This window comes from Myxococcales bacterium (assembly GCA_016703425.1).
Taxonomy (GTDB): Bacteria; Myxococcota_A; Polyangia; order Polyangiales; family Polyangiaceae; genus JADJCA01.
In genome coordinates this window covers 111,665-130,202 of record JADJCA010000030.1, presented here as the reverse complement: position 1 = coordinate 130,202, position 18,538 = coordinate 111,665, and the positions used below count along the sequence as shown (strand labels likewise).

Genomic DNA, 18,538 nt, shown 5'->3' with positions numbered 1-18,538 from the left:
CGAACGTCACTGGTTGCGTGGCCCCCGGCGCGACTTAGACTGAGCGACATGGCCAAACTTCGACCTGCCATGACGGCCGCGGGCGCCGCGGCCACGGTGGGATTCCTTCCCGGGATCTGGCGCTTCTTCCGCGACCGCGAAGCGTCGTTGGCGGGCAAGGGCTTCGTCGTTCTCTCGCTGGCCTACATCGTCTTTCCGGCGGACGTCATCGCTGACGTGATCCCCTTCATTGGGTGGCTCGACGACATGGGCGTCGCGGCCATCGCCATCGCGTACCTGCACCGCGTGTCACGCCGATACCCTGCACTCGAGGGGCCGGCTCCGGCGCAACCGGGCGCCGTGAAACTTCCTCCGCCAGAACGCTAGAACTTTCCGTCCACGCTGGCCACGGACGCGCCCGAGACGCCGCCGGAACTGACCCCGTCGCTTCGGGCAGCTAAGCTTCGGGGCTCTCGACGCTCTTCCTTCCGGAGGCCCCATGCTCGTTCCCGCTCGCGTCCCGCTGTTCGTATCCGCCGCCCTCACGGCGTCTCTCCTCGCCGTAGCCTCCTGCGGCGGCGACGGTTCGCGCGGCATCGGCTCGGGAGATGGCGGGAGCGGGACGCCCACGCAGGAGGCGCTCGGCGACGGCGGCTTCATCACCAACAACGCTGACGACGGTGGCAGCGCCGATGGCTGCAGCGAAGAAGCCAAGCTCGTCTACGTCCTCTCGCTCGAAGGCGACATCTATTCCTTCGCGCCGGCCGACAAGATCTTTACGAAGCTTGCTCCCCTGAAGTGCAAGTCGCCGGAGGGAATCTCGCTGGTCCCCGTATCCATGGCCGTCGATCGAAGCGCGGTCGCGTGGGTCAACATGCGCGACCCCAACCAGATCGAGCTCGACCGCCTCTACAAGGTGAACACGAAGACGGGGGCTTGCACGCCATCGAAGGTTCAAGCGGGCATGGGCGGGATGGGCTTTTCGCTCAACGCCGGCTCCAAAGACCAAGAGACGCTTTTCGTCGTCTCTGAAGGCAAGACGCCTGGAGCTCCCGGCGTGTCGCGCGTCGACGTCGCCAAGGAGACGATCACGCCCATCAACGACATGCCAAACCCGTTCGACCTCGAGCTGACGGGCACCGGCGACGGCAAGCTCTTCGCCTTGCTCATCGACACGCCCTTGGCGGTGGCCGAGATGAACAAGACATCGTTGGCCTTCACGGGTCGATTCAACTTGCCCAAGGTCGAAGAGCCCCTCGCGCCGATGTTCGCGTTCTCCTTCTGGGGCGGCGACTTCTACATCTACACAGCCACCAGCACGGCCCCGACGCAGACGACGAACGTCACGCGGTACCGCCCATCCGACAAGAGCGTGAACACCGCCTACATGAGGTCCATCGGCTTCCACATCGTTGGAGCCGGCGTCTCGACGTGCGCGCCGACGACGTCGCCGAAGTAGCCGAGGCAATCCCGCTACCCGATCGGCCCACAGCTACGTCGCGAGCACGGCATCGAGCCACGCCTCAGCGGGGCCACGGCGCAAGATGGCGCTCCACTCAAAGAGCGCGAAGGCGGTGGCGCCCCGTCCCCTCGCGACGCGAACGTCGTCGGCCAGGTCTGCCGGACTCGAATACGTCGCCTCGTCGCCCAAGGCGCCCGTGCCGACGCAACCGAGCGCGATGCGCATGCCCTCGTTGACAGCGCGGCTTGAGAGGGTGTCCCAGCCACCGAAGCGCGCGCTGCCGCGAGACGAGGCCGCGCGCGTAGCCTTGCGCGAGCGTTCGGTACAGCATCAGGTCGACGGAGTCGGTGCCCGCGAGCGTCGGGACCGCCGCGAGGCGCGAGAGGGCGCGTCCGCCCGGCAGGACCACGTGCGGCATGACCGCAACGGAGACTGTGGCCCCGGCTCGTTGAATGTCGGTCACGAGAGCCCGCGCTGCGCGGTCGTTGCGCTCCGATGCCGCAAACGCCGCAGCGGCCGCCAACGCCGCGGGCCCGAGGCGCCAATGCGCGAGCGCGCGGAGCGTATCCACGGGCGGCTCAAGGTCGAGCATCACGTCGAGCCGCGGTTCCGGCTTGAGCGCAGACGCGGAGGGCATCGCCGCCGCGAGCACCCTCGTCACCAGCGCCCGCATCCGCGCGACGTTGCCGGCATGGAGAAAGCGTCCGTCTTCGTCGCTCAACATGGGCCACAGCGAGAGCGCCACGCCTTCGCCGGCGACGCGCCGCACGACCTCACCGAGGCCCGCCACGTGCCACGGCCGGACCGCGAGAACGAGCTCGACCTCGCGCCCCCGAAGGAGCGCGAGCGCCGAGGGCGCCGTAGCGTCGTCGTGGGTGGCCATCTCCGAATAGACCCGCAGGGATGGCACAGGCTCGTTCTAGCGAAACCGGGCGCGCACCGCCAGCGTGCGGGCGCCCCGCGAAAGGCTTATCGTGGGGCCGTGAAAATTCTCTACGGCGTGGTGGGCGAAGGCATGGGCCATGCGATGCGTTCTCGCGTGGTCTTGGAGCACCTCTTGGCTGAGGGCCATGAGGTCGCCATCATGGCTTCGGGGCGAGCCGTCGACTACTTGGCGAAGCGCTTCGACGGCGTGAACCGCATCCACGGCCTCCACATGATCTACGAGGAGAACCGCGTGCGCCTCGGCAAGACCGTTTGGTCGAACGTGCTCTCCGGCGCCGTGGGGTTGCCGCAGAACATCGCCGCGTACTTCCAGCTCATCAGCGAGTTTCGCCCCGAGGTCGCCATCAGCGACTTCGAATCGTGGACGTACCTCTACGCAAAGACGCACCGCATCCCCGTGATCAGCATCGACAACATGCAGATCATCAATCGATGCCTCCACGGTCCCGACATCATCGGTTCCAGCGCTCGCGACGCGACCGACTTCCAGCTCGCGCGCGCCTTCGTCAAGGGCAAGCTCCCCTTCTGCGACGACTACCTCATCACCACCTTCTTTCGTCCGCCGGTGCGCAAGGAGCCCACGAGGCTCGTGCCGCCCATCGTCCGTCCGGAGATCTTGGCCAAGGCGCCGACGCGGGGCGACCACCTGCTCGTCTATCAAACGGCCGAAGGTCACGATCAGCTCGCGCACGTGCTCGAACGCGCCGGCGTGCCGTGCCGCGTCTACGGGATGCGACGCGACCTCAAGGAAGACCTGGCAGCGGGGCACCTGCTCTATCGACCCTTCAGCGAGACCACGTTCATCGACGACCTCGCGTCGGCCCGCGGCGTCGTAGCGGGCGGAGGCTTCACGCTCATGAGCGAGTGCGTGTACTTGCGAAAGCCGCTCCTCGCCGTCCCCCTCGAGAAGCAATTCGAGCAAGTTTTGAACGCGCGCTACCTCGAAAAGGAGGGCTTCGGTCAGGGCGTCTTTGGCGCTATCGACGACGCGGCGCTGGCGCGATTTCTCTCGAACGTGCCGCGGCACGAGGAGAACCTGGCGCGGTACCGTCAGGATGGAAACCGCGAGCTGTTCGCCGCCGTCGACGAGGTGCTCGATCGAGCCGCCGCGGGCGTCTCGTAGACGAACGCAAAGGCAACGCCAGACGCTTTGCGGGTGGATCGATGGCCCGCCGAAGCGGACGCCCGGCGCCGAGTTCAGGCTCCCGCCACCGCCGAAAGCCGCGCCGCGAGCCTGTCGAGGCCTGGTATGCGTCTTGAACCACCATGCGCCAATGACACGTTTGGGCCTGGGCACTGTGCTTCTCGGTGTCGCTTTAGGCCCCCTCGCAGGAGGCTGCTCTGCGCCTGCGGGCGAGAGCGACGAGACCGCCGACGAGCTCTTTGCGAGCGACGGCCAGGAGCACGCCTTCAGGTACGAGCTCCCGACGAAAGACCTCTTCAAGGGTCCGCTCACGACCAGCGTCCCCATCGAACTCGAAAGGAAGGGCATCAACGTCAAGGCCGTCCTCACGCCGACGGCGACGCTCTCCATGGACAGGCCTGTCATCGAGGGAAGGCTCAACATCACGAAGCGTCGCTTCTGGAGCGCGCTCCTCGGGACCGACGTGCCGAAGGTCCTCGACGCCGAGGTCTCGCTGAGCAGCACCGTAGAGAGCTCCCTCGAAGTTGACCTCGACGTGACGTGGAGCAACACGGAGCGGAAGGACGTGATGCGCGAGATCTCGAAGGAGATCGAGTCCAAGCTCGGCGGCGGGCGCGCCCTCGCGCTCGCAACGGGCCTCGGCAAGACGAACATCCCCATCAAGGATGAAGAAGGCAAGGCGCGCAGCGACATTCCTCTGACGACACAAATCGACGTCATGGTCGGCTGCTCCTTCGAGGAGATCGACGGCGATCTGCACGGCGCGATGAAGGCCTCGGCCGGCGGCAAGCTCGCGGCGCGCGCCATCTACAACAGCGAGGGCGTCGAGAAGCGACGCTTTGCGCGTGACCCCAAGAAGAAGTTTGAGCTCGACACGAGCGACTTTGCCTTCGAGGCCCCGACCTTTCAGTGGAAGGGCGGCTCGCAACACTTGAAAGGCGTGTGCTCGCTTCAACCTGTGCTCGTCGTCGCCTTCGACAACGGCGTCGGCGTTCGCCTTCGCCTCGACGCACGGTCGACCTTCGACACGCGCCTCGCGTCGACGGCCGAGGGCAAGACCGGCTGGGAGCTTCGTGCCAAGCCGTCGCTCGCGCTCTGGGGCGAGTCCGACATCAAGGTGCCGATCCTCCACACGACCCTCGACAAGGACACGTTGCTGTTCTCGAAGGACTTCCCCGAGGTCGTCGTTGCGGTGGGAGATCCCGACGCGCTCACTCCGACTCCGACGCCCACCACACCGCTGCCGCCGGCCAAGCCGGACGAGCCGACGAATCCACCTGGGGCTGACCCGACGCCCACCCCCACGCCTGCCACGCCTAGCCCGACGCCGACGCCAACCCCTTCCGGAACGGGCACGCCGCCGGAGCCGCCACCTTCCACCCCGAGCCCCGCACCGACGACGCCCACGCCTTCGCCCACGACGCCGTCGCCGAACGCACCGCCGGGCGCGTCGCCTTCCGCGAGCCCCACCGCGCCGACGGCGCCGACGGCCCCCTTGCCCGCGACAACGGGCGAGGGCCCGACGGCGCGCGGCGGCACCTCGGGCACGGCGGCCAAGAAGACCACGGCCCGTCCACAAGCCGATGGCGGCTGCGCCGCCGCGAACGGCGCCACGAGCGATTCGAGCTCATTCGCGCTCGTGACTCTCGCGGTGGTCGCTCTCCGTCGGCGCCGGCGCAGCGGTTAGGGCGCACTCGCAGGCCTCCTGCTTCTGGAGCGCGCCGCTTCGATTTTTTCTTGGGCGCCTCTTGCGCGCCATTTCGAGCTGATTACGTTCTCGGCTGTCGGCGGGCACGAAGGAAGAAGGCGCTGCCTCTCCTTCGGCGGCCGCACGATTCGCGACACACGCGGTGCCTTCGGCTGCGGTGGCCGCTCAACCGATCGAACGCCGCGGCGCGAGCTGCGCGTTCAGCCCGAGCCTCACCTCAGCCAACGGGGTGCGGCCGAACACGTCCACATCAAACAGGAGTTACGCCATGCTCTCTCGTTGGGATCCATTCTCCGAACTCTCTCGCATGCAAGACGACATGTTCAAGAACTTCGCCACCGATGAGCGCCCCGCAAGCGCGCTCGCCTTTCGGCCGGCCGTCGACATCGTCGAGGACAAGGAGGCGATCTGGCTCAGGGCCGAGCTGCCCGGCATCAAGACCGAAGACGTCCACGTGGAGCTCGAGAAGAACGTGCTGACGATTCGCGGTGAGCGGAAGAGCGAACAGAAGGTTCAGAAGGACGGCTTCTATCGCTTTGAGCGACGCCACGGGCAGTTCGCCCGCTCGTTCGTATTGCCCGAGACCGTCGATGGCGGTGCCATCGCGGCGGACTTGAAGGACGGAGTCCTCACGGTCCGTCTCCCCAAGCGGGCCGCCGAGCAGCCTCGCAGGATCAGCGTGAAGGGCGACGGCCCCACCAAGGATCCCGTCGGCACCGCTTGAACCACGCGAGCGTCCGACGCGCTCTCCGCACGTTCGTGGCCCGCCGCGCGCCCCGCCTTTTCGGCGGCGAGCGGTGGGCTTCACGACGTCCGGCGCCGCTTCGCGGGCCTACGTGACGCGTCGCTCTACTTGCCGATGAGGACGCGCATCGCCGTCGCTAGCATCTTTCCAAAGGGCGGCGCGAGCAGCTTCCGCGCGTTCACGCGGCTTTGGTAGAAGACTGGCCTTAGCTTGGTGAAGGCGTCGAAGCCGTGTTTGCCGTGGTACGCGCCCATGCCGCTCGCGCCGATGCCACCAAACGGCAGCTCGTCGGCGGCGCCGTGCAGCATCGTGTCGTTGACGCTGACGCCACCGGAGCTCGTTCGAGCGAGCACGTAGTCGATCGTCTCGGCCTTGTGACCGAAGTAGTAGAGGGCGAGCGGCCGGGGGCGCGCGTTCACGAAGGCGATGGCCTCGTCGAGCGACTTCACGGTCACAATGGGCAGGATGGGACCGAAGATCTCCTCCTGCATCACGGTCATCGAGTCGGCGGGGCCGCCGACGATGAGCGTTGGCGCAAGCTTTCGTGACTCCGCCGGAAAAACCTCGCCGGCGCTGTTCAGCTCCTCGATTCGCGCCCCCTTCTCGCGGGCCTCGGCGATGAGCGCGAGCAGCCGCGCGTAGTGCTTGTCGCTCACGATCGAGGTGTAGTCCGGGTTGTCGACCATCCGCGGGAGCATCTCTTTGATGGCGCGGCGGGCCTCGGTCACGAACGACTCCACGACATCGCTCGTGGCGAGGAGGTAGTCGGGCGCCACGCAGGTCTGACCCGCGTTCCACACCTTGCCGGCCATGACGCGCTCGGCGACCTCGCGGATGTTCGCGTCGGGCCCCAGGAGCACCGGCGACTTCCCGCCTAGCTCGAGCGTGACCGGCACGAGGTTGTCGCTGGCGGCCTTCATGACCAGGCGCCCAACGCGCGTCGACCCGGTGAACACGAGGTGGTCGAAGGGCAAGCGCGTGAACGCTTCGCCGACGAGCGCGTCGCCCTGGATGACCGTCACCACGTCGGGATCAAAGGCCGTGCGAACGATGTCGGCCAAGACCGCGCTCGTCTTGGGGACCAGCTCGCTGGGCTTGAGCATGGCGCGATTGCCAGCGGCGATAGCTCTTACGAGCGGAAGCAGCGCCAAGTTGATGGGGTAGTTCCACGGTGACACGATGCCGACGACACCGACCGGCTGCGGGATGACTTCGCCGTGCGCCGGCAAGAGCGGCAGCGGCATGTCGCGCGTCTCCGTCGCCATCCACTCGCGCACGTGCTCGCGCGCATGGCGCGCCCCGCTCACGACGAGATAGACCTCGCTCATCAACGCCTCGAGGCGCGCCTTGTTGCCGAAGTCTTCTCGCATCGCCGTGGCGATGACCTCCTGATGCGCGACGACGGCGCGCTCCAGCTTCTCGAGTCGACGACGACGCTCCTTGAGCGAGGGCGGCCCGTCGCGAAGCTGCGCTTCTTTGAGGCGCGTCAACGTCTGGCCGAGTTCGTCGGTCGTGGACCGATCCCCTCGCGAGGGTCGGCTCTCGGCGCTCTTTTCGGGAGGACGGACTTCCGGCGTGGCGCTCATGCTCATGGGCGTCGAGTGTAGCTGAATAAATCGTTGCTCCGGCGCTGGCGCGTCGCCCTGCGTCGCGTATACCTGCGCCCGCCAGCATGAAGACATCCGCCTTTCTCGGTCTTTCCGCCCTTTTCCTCGTGGCCTGCGCCGGCGCGCCCCAGCGCTGGGGCTCGGCCAAGCCAACGACCGCGCAGAAGCCCACGCCGACCGAGACGACGGTCACCAGCGCAGCGGTTTCGCCGACGAACGAGATCGCCGCAGCCTGCAAGGGCGCCGGCTGCGTCTCGGCGTGCGAGCGCACGACCGACATGGATGCCTGTCGCGAGGCCGGCTACGCGCTTCGCGACGGCTCTTCGCCGGACTTCGCGAGAGCGGCGCGCATGTTCGACAAGGCGTGCACGAAAAAAGACCGTCGCGCGTGCCACGAGCTCGGCAAGGCGTTTTCCGTTGGCGAAGGCATTCCCGCCGACGCGAACAAGGCCGTCGCGCTCTACGGCGTCGCGTGCGACCAGGGCCTCGGTCAAGCCTGCGAGGATCTCTCGAAGCTCCACGAAAAGGGCGAAGGCGTGCCGCAGGATCACCACCAAGGCCGTCGAACTGCTCGCCCGCGGCTGCGTTGCCGAAGACTTCCAGATGTGGACGTGCAACGCGCTCAAGAAGACGGCGACGGAGAAGAAGGACAAGCTCGCCCAGAAGGTCATCGCCGACTGGAAGAAGGCGTGCGCGGCGAAAGACGCCACCGCCTGCCGCGGCCTCGACCGCACCGGCTCCGCTTCGGCGACGCCCAAGAAGAAGTAGTCGTCGCGCGGCCCACGTCGCGGCCCGGCTCCACGCGTCGCGGCGTCCCATTCTTGTATGCTCTCACCCAGTGATTGGGCGACGAGCCACATTGGCGGGCCTCGCGGGCCTTGCGCACGCGCTCGCTGCGCGCCGTTCGCTTGCGGCGGGCGCGCCCGAGCCGGGCCCAATTCCCGACGATCTTGAGCTTCGCGACTTGCGCGTCGACGGCGACCGCTCGCTCGCGCGACGCTTCTTGCTGCTCGTTCCACGCTATGTGCCGCGAGGGACCAAGCTCCCGCTGTTGATCTTGCTGCATGGCCTCGGCGAGACCATCGACGAGACGCTCGGCGTCCGCGCGTGGGTCGATCGCTATGGCCTCGGCGGCGCCTTCGACCGGTTGCGGCGACCGCCAGTGGCCCGGACGTTCGCTCTTCGTAAGGACTTCTCCGACGAGCGGCTCGCGGCGGTGAACGGCGACTTGATGAGGGCGCCCTTCTACGGCTTCGCCATCGCCTGCCCCTTCACGCCGAAGATCACGACGCCGCGCGAGATCGACGCCTACGCCAAGTGGCTATTGGGCGTCATGCTCCCGCGAGCGCGGCAAGAGGTCGCCCTCTACGAGGGGCCCGACCTCGTCGCCATCGATGGCTGCTCCCTCGGCGGGTACTTGAGCCTCGAGGTGTTCCTTCGCGCGCCCAAGTCGTTCGGCGCGTGGGGCGGCGTGCAATCGGCCATCAGCGAGCCTACGGCGCCACGTTACGCAGAGCGACTCGCCATGGCGGTCTTCGAGGCGGGCCCCAAGGCGCTTCACGTCGAGACGAGCACGGATGACGTGTTTCGCAAGGGCAACGAGCGCCTTGCGGCGGAGCTCACAAGACGCAACGTGCCGTGCGACCTCCTGACGCTACCGGGATGGCACGATCAGCCGTGGCTCCGCGAGGCGGGCGCCGTCGAGATGCTCCTCTGGCACGACCGGCGCTTCCGCGCGGCGCTGGCGGGTTCGCGCCGCTAGGCGCGGGCGCATCACGTCCCAACTTCGAGCAACACTACTTCGCGCAGTACGGCTGCTTGTACGGGTTCGGCCGGCAGGTGCTCGAGCCCATCCACTCTTTGAGCACGGCGCTGTAGTCGACCGGGTGACCCGGCGCCCAGACGCCACGCTCGTTGGCCTTCGCCTCCGCCTCCGACCAAACGAGGGCGCGATGAATCGGATCGAGGGCGCAGCCGAACTGCGTGTAGTAGGGCGTCCACCCTTCGCGCACGAGCCGCTCCTGGAAGAGCTCCCCGTCGGCGAAGACAAGGGCGAGCGTTCGCCCGTACGTGTCGAGGTGGGCCGAGCCCTTCTTCTTCTTGTCCTCTTCCGGCGCAACCATGATCTCTTGGGCGCCCTTCAGGTACTCCTCGACCTTAGACGACGTGTTGACGCCGAACTGCGTGGCGCGTGTGTCGTGCGTCTCTTCCGTGTTCACGTAGAGGAAACGCACGATGACTTCGGCGGCCACGCCGGGAAACATGAAGTGCGCGGTATCGCCGTCGACGACGCGAACCAACGTGACCTTCTGCGGAGCCAGGAACCCCGCGGGAACGTCCGCCGGCGCGACGACCTCGGGCGTGGGGCACCCGCTCGGCTTGAGCGGTGCCGATGTGCCGCCGTCGTCGGACGCGGTCGCGGGGGTGTTGGTCGACGGGTTGCCGCCTCGCTCCGCCGTCGTCGGCGCGGCCGCGACGTCGACGCTGCATGCCGCGCCGAGGAGCCCGCTGACGAGCCCTCCGATGACGCCGACGGCCGAAAGCGCCGCTCCAAGAGACCCCCTCGAGTGAACGGCCGAGATGCCAAGGAGCGCTTTCTTTTCGCGACTTTTCATGCGATGAGCGCGGGAACCCTAGCACGGAGATCGGCATGGTCCAGAGCGCTTCCCGGCTTCATCGTCTCCTTCCCGTCCTCCGGCGAGGGCTGCTTCCGGCGCTCCTTCCCATGGGCGCGGTTTCCTGCGGCGCGGCCGAGCCCGAGCCCGCGGCCCCCGTCGCTGCGTCGGCGGGCCATGGGCATGGTAGGCGGCATGGCGATGGGCACGCGCCTCACGCCGGGATGCGCGGCAGGCACGGCGGCCACGCCGCAGGCCAAACGGCGGCCTCCGCGAGCGACGCGGAGACCTTCGTGCGCGACACGGAAGCCGCGCTTCGCAAGCTCTATGTCGCCCGCGACCGCGCCGCGTGGGTCCAGATGAACTTCATCACCGACGACACGGAGAGCCTCAGCGCGGCGGCGGAGGAAGCGAGCGCCGGCTTCATCACGACGCAAATCCTGGCGGCCAACCGCTTTCAATCGGTGCGCGATCGCCTCCCCGTCGAAACACGGCGCAAGCTCGACCTCTTGCGCATCGCGCAGGGCGTACCGGCCCCTGACAACGCCGCGGACCGCGAGGAGCTCGCCCGTGTTCAAACCGAGATGGCCGGCGCTTACGGCAAAGGGAAATACTGCCCGCCGGCCAAGAGCAAGCTCAAGGCCCCCAAGCCCGGCGAGTGTCTCACGCTTGAAGATCTCTCGCGCATCATGACGAGCACGCGCGACGAAGCGGTGGCGCGTGAAGCGTGGGAGGGATGGCACGCGACCGCGCCCGCCATCAAAGACAAGTTCGCCCGCTACGTTGAGCTCGGCAACAAGGGCGCCCGCGGCATCGGCTTCCGCGACATGGGCGACCTCTGGAAGTCCGGCTACGACATGACGCCTGACGCCTTCGAGACCGACGTGGCGCGTCTCTGGAAGGAAGTGAAGCCGCTCTACGACGACCTCCATTGCCTGGCGCGAGCGCGTCTGCGAACGAAATACGGCAAGGACGCGGTGCCCGAGAAGGGCGCGATTCCGGCGCACCTGCTCGGCAACATGTGGGCGCAAGAGTGGCAGGGCCTGATGGACATCCTGGCGCCCTACCCGGCCGAACCGAAGCTCGACGCGACGCCCCGCATCAAGGCCAAGAAGCTCGCGCCGAAAGAGATGGTGAAGCTCGGCGAGAAGTTCTTCACGGGCCTCGGCTTCCGCGAGCTCCCAAAGACGTTCTGGGAGCGCTCGCTGTTCGCGCGGCCGCGCGACCGCGAGGTCGTCTGTCACGCGAGCGCGTGGGACATCAACCAGGTCGACGATCTTCGCATCAAGATGTGCGTCGAGCCGACGGACGACGATCTGGTGACCATCCACCACGAGCTCGGACACATCTTCTATTACCAAGCGTACGAGAAACAATCGCCGCTCTTTCAAGCGGGCGCCAACGACGGCTTCCACGAGGCCATCGGCGACACCATCGCGCTCAGCATGACGCCCGACTACCTCAAGTCGCTCGGTCTCCTCGACCAAGTCCCCAAAAACGACCACGCGCTCCTGAACGTACAAATGAAGCTCGCACTGTCGAAGGTCGCCTTCTTGCCGTTCGGCCTGCTCATCGACAAGTGGCGTTGGGATGTCTTCTCCGGCAAGGTCCCCAAGGAGAAGTACAACGCCGCCTGGTGGGAGCTACGCAAGAGCATCCAGGGCGTCGCGCCGCCGGCCGGCGCGAGCCGCGATGACGCAGCGCTCTTCGATCCCGGCGCGAAGTATCACGTGCCCGCGAGCACGCCTTACGTTCGCTACTTCCTCTCGCACATCTACCAATTCCAGTTCTACAAGGCGCTCTGCGAAGCGGCGGGCCACAAGGGCCCGCTGCACACGTGCTCGTTCGCGGGCAACGCGGCGGCCGGCGCGAAGCTCCGCGCCATGTTGGAGATGGGCCAAAGCAAGCCGTGGCCCGAGGCCATGGCCGCCGTGGGCGCGGGCCAGACGGCCAGCTCCGCCGCGCTGCTCGAGTACTTCGCGCCGCTCCGCGGATACCTAAAGGACAAGACCAAGGGCGAGACCTGCGGCTACTGAACCCAACGACTCTTCCAACGCCGCGCCAATGGTTGCGCAAATTGCGGTGCGGGGGAATGGAACCAGCGGCATCGCGCCGGCGTAGTTCCGAGGATGGCCCGTCCCCGCTTCGTCATCGTGCCGCCGCTCGAGCCCGACTCTATGGAGAGCTCACAGCGGCGCCCCGTTTCGGCCGACAGCGCCACTCACTTTGTGGGCGCGCTGTGCTGGTCATGCCGGAAGCTCGTGACGCCTCGGCACTTGGAGTGCCCCGTGTGCGCCGCCCGCCTTGCGCCCGCGGCGGCGCGTTTGTAGCCGGTCTGGGTGCACGGGACGACGGCCCGCGCTCTCGACGCGCGGGTTAGTAGAGAAGCGTCACGGCAACGTCGTCGAAGCGCGCCGCCGCGCTGCCGGGCCCGCCCACCGCAGCACCAACGACGACCTGCACGCGCTTGAGCCAAGCGCCAAGCGCGAACTCGTTCTGCAGCGCGACGCAACGCACGAGCCCGGGGAAGCGCACGAACAGCCGCAACGCATCGCGCGGCTGGGCCAACGCCGCCGGATCGACGGGCTTGTCATCGAAGTCGACGAGCGCACAAGTCTCGCCCAGCGCCGTGAGCACTGACGTCGGCGCAACGATCAGCTCGATGGGTTGAAGGTCGCTCGCAAGGCCGGCGCGGTCCGTGTCCTGGAGGCGCACGAGCTCGATGCGCCCCTTGCTCGTCGTCACGAGGCGCTGCTGGAGCGTCACTCGAAGCTTGGGGAGCTCCTCGTTGATCATGAGGGCGACGCCCTCGCTTTGCTGGGCGTCGCCGAAGCCGAGCGCGTAGAGGTACTTGTCGGCGGCCGCCGCGTCGACGTCCGCGTAGCGAACATCCTTCACGCGAAACCGCGCCTTCAGCTTGGCGCCGCGCGGGACGCGTTCGTCGGGCGGCTTCACCTCGTGGGACACAAACGCGAGCGATGCGTTCTCGTCGTTGGCGACGACGTCAACGGCGAGCGCGCGGCTGCGCCCCACCTCATCCACGAGGACGGCGATGCGGTTCTCGGGCGAGTCCACGAGCTTGTTGGCGAGGCCGCCGCCGTTCCAGCGCGGCAGCGCCGGCGCACCTCCGTCGGGGGTCTCGTTGCCCTGGCCTTCGAAGTCGTCGCAAAAGTCAGGCGTCGGCCTCTCCAAGTAACAGAAGGTCGACGGGCCAGCCTCCGCGTCGCGCGGGGCGGCGGCGTCAGCGACGCCCACAAGCGAGCCGGGATCGTAGACCCACAAGCAGGCGCCGAGCAGCGGCGCCGCGGCGGCCGCCAAGAACGCGAGCGGCGGGAGTGCGCGGCCAACGGTGGCGCCGGCACGTTTGGGCGGAAACCTCCTCATGAGGAGCCGTCAGGATACACTGCCCGAGGGCACATGCTGCCGCACCGCGAACCGCCCGACGTCCTGGGCAAGTACCGCATCGTCTGCCCCCTCGCCGCGGGCGGCATGGGCAGCGTGTATCTTGCACATGTGTCAGCGGAGCACGGATTCTCTCGAACGTGCGCCATCAAGGTACTGCACCCGCACCTCGCCCACGACGTCGACACGGTGGACCGGTTCCTGACGGAAGCGCGGGTGGCGGCGCTCCTTGTTCACCCGAACATCGTCCCCGTCTTGGACGCCGTCTCGGAGCACGTCGATGACAGCGGCGGCGGCGGTCGCTGGGTTTACTTGGTGCTCGAATACGTGCACGGTGACGCACTCTCGAGCCTGCTCCGGGAGACCGAGCGGCGGAGCGAACCGGTCGCTCTCGACATCGCACTCGCCATCGTCCACGACGCGCTTGAGGGGCTCGACGCGGCGCATGCGGCCACCGATCACCAGGGCAACGCGCTCAATCTCGTCCACCGGGACATCTCACCGCACAACATCCTGGTGAGCGCGCGCGGCTCCGCCTACTTGACCGACTTCGGCATCGCGAAGGTCAAGGACCGCCTTCAAGCCACGGAAAGCGGCGCGATGGTCGGCAAGCCGGGGTACCTCTCCCCGGAGCAACTCGGTGGCGACCGAGTCAGTGCGGCGACCGACCTTTGGGCCATGGGCGTCGTTCTATGGGAGACGCTCGCCGGGCGACGCTTGTACGAGGGCATGCACGAGCAGGTGCGCGCCTACACGCAAAAAACCGCCGCACCGAGCCTCGCTACGTTCCGCGACGACCTTCCGGAAGGGCTCGACGAGCTGGTCCGCGACCTCGTCGCTGTCGCGCCCACGCAGCGCCCCGCCACGGCGCGTGCCGCGCTCGATCGGCTCGCCCCCATGCCCCGCGCGAGCCGCGCCAAGGTGGCCGATTGGGTGCTCTCGCTGTCGGGCTCGAAGCTCGATCGCATTGAGGCGTTCCTGCGCCAGTCGGCCACGCCTACCGTGATGCAAAGGCCGTCGCTCCCGCCTACGCCTAGCGAGGCAAGCCCGCTGCCCGGCCTTGCGACCGATCGCGGCCAGTTCGCCGACACCGAACGACTCTCGACGCCCGCCCCTGTCGCCACACGGCGCCGTGCCGCTTGGGCTCTGCTCGGCGCGATCTCGAGCCTCGCCGTGGGCGCGTTTGCCGTCTCCCTCATCGCGCGCGGTGATGGGCCTGGACCCGCGAGAGCGACCGCGGCAGGCGCGCCGTTGGCGCCGCGAGAGCTGCCGTCTTCGTCAGCGGAGGCCGTGGCGCCCCGCGGCTCGTCGCAAGAGACGGCGCCCGTCCGTACCGAGCCCGTGCCCTCCGCCACCCTGACGGTCGACGCCGGTAAGGCCGCCGCGCGAAAGCCGGAGCGCGTCGCCCCGAGCCCGAATTGCGTGCCACCCTACGAGTTCGTCGACGGCGTAAAGCGCTACAAGAGGGAATGCTTGTGAGGTTCGCCGCGCCAGCTCTCTTCGTCGCGATGTCGCTCGCGACCTCCGTCGCCGCGGCCGACAAGGGCGGCGACGCGAAGGAGCGATGCGCCACGGCCTTCGAACGCGCCCAGATCGAGCAACGGCAAGGGCGCCTCCGCTCGGCCAGCGAGCTCATGAGGGTCTGCGTGGCGGCCGAGTGCCCCGCCGTCCTTCGAGCCGATTGTGACGCCGGCGCCAAGGAGCTCGACGCCCTCACGCCAAGCATCGTCGTCCGCGTCACGGCAGCCACGGGCGACGTGGTGGGCGCCACGGCGAGCCTCGACGACGGTCCCTTCGCGCCGCTCGACGGGCGGGCCACCACCCTCGACCCCGGACCGCACCGAGTCCGTATCCGGGCCGAGGGCTTCGACGACGTCGAGCGAGCCATCGTCGTCGAAGAGCGCATCAAGGGGCGCGTCGTTGAAGTGCGCCTCGCCAAGACAGTTGCGCCGGCCTCTCCTCCACCACCGCGAGTGCTGCCGCAGGCGCTGCGCCCTGCGGCGCACGACGGCCAAGCGAGCACCGGGACGAAGATCGCCGCGGCCACCTTGGGCGGCGTCGGTGTTCTCTCGCTGGGCGGCTTCGTAGCCCTGGGCCTCGGGGCGTCGGCCGACTACCGGCGGCTCGAGCGCGAGTGCGCCGGCGCCTGTACGAAGGCCGACACCGACGCGGTGCGCGATCGCATGCAGGTCGCGGACGTGGCGCTAGTCGTCGGCGGCGCGTTCCTCGTCGGCTCCGCGCTCGTCTACCTCTTCGGGCCGCGAGCCGCCGCGAGCGAGGCCGCTCATCACGCGTCGCGCGAGAGCTCGAGGCAGGTGATCTCGGCCCACGTCCCGAGGCGCATCGGCGGTCCCCAATAGCCGGTGCCTTCGCTCACGTAGATCTGCGTGGTGGCGGCGTGGCGATGAAGGCCCCGGACGTACGGCTGGTCGAGCTTCACGAGGTACGTGAAGGGAAAGATCTGCCCCGCGTGGGTGTGTCCCGAGAGCTGGAGGCAGGCACCTAGTTGGGCCGCCGCTTCGATGGCCTTCGGCTGGTGCGCCAAGAGGACGCAGGCACGCGCTTCATCACGACCGGCGAGCGCGCGCCTCACGTCCATGCCGTGATCGCCGCCGAACTGGCTCGCGTGGACGTCGTCGACGCCGGCGAGGTCAAACCCCTCCGCACCACGGATCGCGACACGTTCGTTACGCAGCACGCGAATGCCGATCGACCCGAGGTGGGCGATCCATTCGTCGGCGCCCGAGTAGTATTCGTGGTTGCCGGTCACGAAGAAGACCCCGTCCTTAGCGCGGAGCCGCGACAACGGTTCCACGTGGTGGGCCAGCTCAGCGACGGAGCCGTCGACGAGGTCGCCGGTGATGGCCACCAGGTCGGGGTTGAGCGCGTTCACGCGGCGGACGAGCTCTTCGACGAAGGCTCGGCCGATGGTCGGTCCGACGTGAACGTCGGTGAGCTGCACGACGCGATACCCCGACAGATGAGCCGGCAGCTTCTTGAGTCGCACGGCGACGCGGCGCTCCCGGACCTCGGCGAGCGCGTTGGCGACGCCCACGCTTCCGGCGACGAAGGCCAGCGCGGCCGCGGCGCCGCCGACCGTTCGCGCCAGCACTTCTCGCCGGCCTCCGTCGATAGCGCCCTGGCGAAACACCTTGAGGGCGAACTGCACGACGTCGCCCAAGAGCAGCGAGACGAACAAGAGGAAGACGAGGCCCATCCACGTGAAGGTGATCCACGAGACGGGACCCGAGACGGAGCGAGGGCCACGCATCAAGACGAAGCCGAGGGGCAATGACACGCCGAGCAGCGCAATCAGCGCGGTCAGGGCGCGGCCGTAGGGCGCCGACATCCCCGTGTCGCGCACAAGCCGCGCCCACAGGAAGTAGTGGAGGCCGAAGGTCAGCCCGAGGACGACCGATAGGAAGGTGACGATTCGCCAGATGGGCATGAGGTGTCGCGGGTAGGGCCAACGGCAGGGTATCTCAAGCGCTGCACGCACCAAGGCGAGGTTTGCGCCGCTCTTCGGTCGGTTCGCGCCTCGCTGGGGGGCCGGGTAGCGTTGGCCCAACGCGTTTGACGGGCGCTTCCGATTCGGGGCACCCTCTCGTAGCGGTGCGTTTGGCCTCCGCCTCCACCAACGCCGATGACGTCTTCCCAAGGCCCCTCACACGCACGCTTCGCTCGGGCTGTCGGTCCTGTGGCGACGGCCGCGGCCCTCCTCGGGCTCGTCTTCGCGCTCTACTCCACGTACGACTACGCGGTTCACCTCGATCGCCAGGTGCACGCCGTCCACTGCAGCTTTGTCCCCGGCGCACCCATCTCGGAAGACGCGGACAACGCCTGCAAGGCTGCGCTCTTCAGCCCCTACTCGGCCCTCTTCCGCTCGGCCTATTGGGGCGGAATCCCCATCTCGCTGTTCGCCGTCGGGACCTTCTCGTTCTTCGCTGGCTTCGGCCTTTACCTAAGCCTCGCCCGCGAACGAGCGAAACGCTTCGCCTGGCTCTTTCTGGGCACCACGGGACTTCTGCCGCTTGTCGCATCGCTCTTCATGGCCGTCATCTCCGCGACGAAGCTCGGTACCTTCTGCAAGCTTTGCGTCGGCGTCTACGTCGCGTCGACGGTCCTCGCGGTGGCCTCGGTGCTCTCCCTCACGATGTTTCGTCGCGCAAAGCTCCCGCCGGCCCCCACCGACGGCTCGCAGCGACTCGACTTGAGCCAGCTCGGCCCGAGAGAATCGGTCGGCCTGCCCTTCGCCTGGCTCGCGACGCTGGGGCTGTGTTCGCTCTCGCCCGCCATGCTCTATGCGGCCTCGCTCCCCGACTACAAGGCCAAGCTCACGACCTGCGGCACGCTCACGACCAAGACCGAGTCCCACGGCGCGCTCCTGAAGCTCAAGACGGAACGGGCGACGCGCCCCGTCCTCTTGTTCGAAGATCCGCTCTGCCCCACGTGCAAAAGCTTTCACGACCGGCTCAAGATTGAGGGCGCCCTCGAGCAGCTCGACGTGACGCTCGCGCTCTTCCCGCTCGACACCGAGTGCAACTGGATGCTCGATCGCTCGCTTCACCCGGGTGCTTGCCTCTTGTCGCGCGCGATTCTGTGCAGCGCGCAAGCCACCGGCGACGGACGCGCCATGCTCGAGTGGGCGTTTCAGAATCAGGATGAGCTGCGCGAAGCCGGGCGCGCCGGCGTCGCGAGCGTCAAGAAGAAGGTCGAGGCGCGCTTCGGCCCCGAACTCGTGGCCTGCGTCGACGACAAGCGCACGGCCGTCAAGCTGAACCAACACCTGCATTTTGCATCAAAAAACCGTATCCCCATCTCTACGCCGCAGATGTTCCTCGGCGACACGCGCATCTGCGAGGAGGACACGGACTTGGGCCTAAGGTACACGCTGACGCAGCTCGCCCCGGAGGTCCTTCGATGAGCTCGGA

16 protein-coding genes are annotated in these 18,538 nt (G+C 67.9%); 11 read left to right on the top strand and 5 right to left on the bottom strand.

All coding sequences use genetic code 11. The features are described 5' to 3' along the window. Positions 1 to 48 precede the first annotated feature (48 nt). Positions 49 to 366, top strand: coding sequence for a DUF1232 domain-containing protein (locus IPG50_37130; GenBank protein ID MBK6697770.1), 318 nt, complete (start codon positions 49 to 51; stop codon positions 364 to 366). A 112-nt stretch (positions 367 to 478) separates the two neighbouring features. Then, complete coding sequence (locus tag IPG50_37125; protein ID MBK6697769.1) at positions 479 to 1,438, top strand: hypothetical protein; 960 nt, start codon at positions 479 to 481, stop codon at positions 1,436 to 1,438. A 97-nt stretch (positions 1,439 to 1,535) separates the two neighbouring features. Here the strand turns inward: IPG50_37125 and IPG50_37120 are convergent, their stop codons facing one another. Beyond that, positions 1,536 to 2,351: a hypothetical protein gene (locus tag IPG50_37120; GenBank protein ID MBK6697768.1), complete on the bottom strand. Its 816-nt coding sequence runs from the start codon at positions 2,349 to 2,351 to the stop codon at positions 1,536 to 1,538. 72 nt (positions 2,352 to 2,423) lie between these two features. Between IPG50_37120 and IPG50_37115 the strand changes: the two genes are divergently transcribed. The 3 genes from IPG50_37115 to IPG50_37105 all read left to right on the top strand — a co-directional run bounded on the left by IPG50_37115 (position 2,424) and on the right by IPG50_37105 (position 5,962). Beyond that, on the top strand, positions 2,424 to 3,509 hold the full coding sequence (locus IPG50_37115; GenBank protein MBK6697767.1) for a teichoic acid biosynthesis protein: 1,086 nt from the start codon (positions 2,424 to 2,426) through the stop codon (positions 3,507 to 3,509). Positions 3,510 to 3,660: 151 nt separating this feature from the next. Continuing rightward, positions 3,661 to 5,217: a hypothetical protein gene (locus IPG50_37110; GenBank protein MBK6697766.1), complete on the top strand. Its 1,557-nt coding sequence runs from the start codon at positions 3,661 to 3,663 to the stop codon at positions 5,215 to 5,217. 289 nt (positions 5,218 to 5,506) lie between these two features. Then, positions 5,507 to 5,962 carry an Hsp20/alpha crystallin family protein gene (locus tag IPG50_37105; GenBank protein MBK6697765.1) on the top strand — a complete coding sequence of 152 codons (456 nt, stop codon included), beginning with the start codon at positions 5,507 to 5,509 and terminating at the stop codon, positions 5,960 to 5,962. A gap of 125 nt (positions 5,963 to 6,087) precedes the next feature. Here IPG50_37105 and IPG50_37100 read toward each other — a convergent pair whose 3' ends face one another. After that, complete coding sequence (locus IPG50_37100) at positions 6,088 to 7,569, bottom strand: coniferyl aldehyde dehydrogenase (GenBank protein ID MBK6697764.1); 1,482 nt, start codon at positions 7,567 to 7,569, stop codon at positions 6,088 to 6,090. 86 nt (positions 7,570 to 7,655) lie between these two features. On the opposite strand from IPG50_37100, the gene IPG50_37095 reads away from it, so the two are divergent. Both IPG50_37095 and IPG50_37090 read left to right on the top strand, forming a co-directional pair. After that, the gene (locus IPG50_37095; GenBank protein MBK6697763.1) at positions 7,656 to 8,432 is read left to right on the top strand and encodes a sel1 repeat family protein; all 777 of its coding nucleotides are present in this window, start codon (positions 7,656 to 7,658) and stop codon (positions 8,430 to 8,432) included. Next, positions 8,429 to 9,352 (top strand): hypothetical protein, encoded by a 924-nt coding sequence (locus tag IPG50_37090; protein ID MBK6697762.1) that lies wholly within the window; start codon positions 8,429 to 8,431, stop codon positions 9,350 to 9,352. Before IPG50_37095 ends, IPG50_37090 begins: the two co-directional genes overlap by 4 nt. A gap of 34 nt (positions 9,353 to 9,386) precedes the next feature. On the opposite strand, the gene IPG50_37085 is transcribed toward IPG50_37090, so the two are convergent. After that, positions 9,387 to 10,205 (bottom strand): thermonuclease family protein, encoded by an 819-nt coding sequence (locus tag IPG50_37085; GenBank protein MBK6697761.1) that lies wholly within the window; start codon positions 10,203 to 10,205, stop codon positions 9,387 to 9,389. Positions 10,206 to 10,240: 35 nt separating this feature from the next. Between IPG50_37085 and IPG50_37080 the strand changes: the two genes are divergently transcribed. Then, a complete protein-coding gene (locus IPG50_37080; GenBank protein MBK6697760.1) occupies positions 10,241 to 12,241 on the top strand; it encodes a M2 family metallopeptidase in 2,001 nt (666 codons plus the stop codon). A gap of 340 nt (positions 12,242 to 12,581) precedes the next feature. Here IPG50_37080 and IPG50_37075 read toward each other — a convergent pair whose 3' ends face one another. After that, positions 12,582 to 13,589 carry a hypothetical protein gene (locus IPG50_37075; protein ID MBK6697759.1) on the bottom strand — a complete coding sequence of 336 codons (1,008 nt, stop codon included), beginning with the start codon at positions 13,587 to 13,589 and terminating at the stop codon, positions 12,582 to 12,584. A gap of 33 nt (positions 13,590 to 13,622) precedes the next feature. Here IPG50_37075 and IPG50_37070 point away from each other — a divergent pair, with 33 nt between their 5' ends. Both IPG50_37070 and IPG50_37065 read left to right on the top strand, forming a co-directional pair. Then, positions 13,623 to 15,086, top strand: a complete 1,464-nt coding sequence (locus tag IPG50_37070) for a protein kinase (GenBank protein ID MBK6697758.1) — start codon at positions 13,623 to 13,625, stop codon at positions 15,084 to 15,086. Further along, entirely contained in the window at positions 15,083 to 15,967 is an 885-nt protein-coding gene (locus IPG50_37065; protein MBK6697757.1) for a carboxypeptidase regulatory-like domain-containing protein, read from the top strand. The genes IPG50_37070 and IPG50_37065 overlap by 4 nt, the downstream gene beginning before the upstream one ends. On the opposite strand, the gene IPG50_37060 is transcribed toward IPG50_37065, so the two are convergent. Continuing rightward, positions 15,895 to 17,055 (bottom strand): metallophosphoesterase, encoded by a 1,161-nt coding sequence (locus IPG50_37060; GenBank protein ID MBK6697756.1) that lies wholly within the window; start codon positions 17,053 to 17,055, stop codon positions 15,895 to 15,897. The two genes, IPG50_37065 and IPG50_37060, sit on opposite strands and share 73 nt — an antisense overlap. Before the next feature lie 195 nt (positions 17,056 to 17,250). On the opposite strand from IPG50_37060, the gene IPG50_37055 reads away from it, so the two are divergent. Beyond that, on the top strand, positions 17,251 to 18,531 hold the full coding sequence (locus IPG50_37055) for a hypothetical protein (protein ID MBK6697755.1): 1,281 nt from the start codon (positions 17,251 to 17,253) through the stop codon (positions 18,529 to 18,531). Positions 18,532 to 18,538 lie beyond the last annotated feature (7 nt).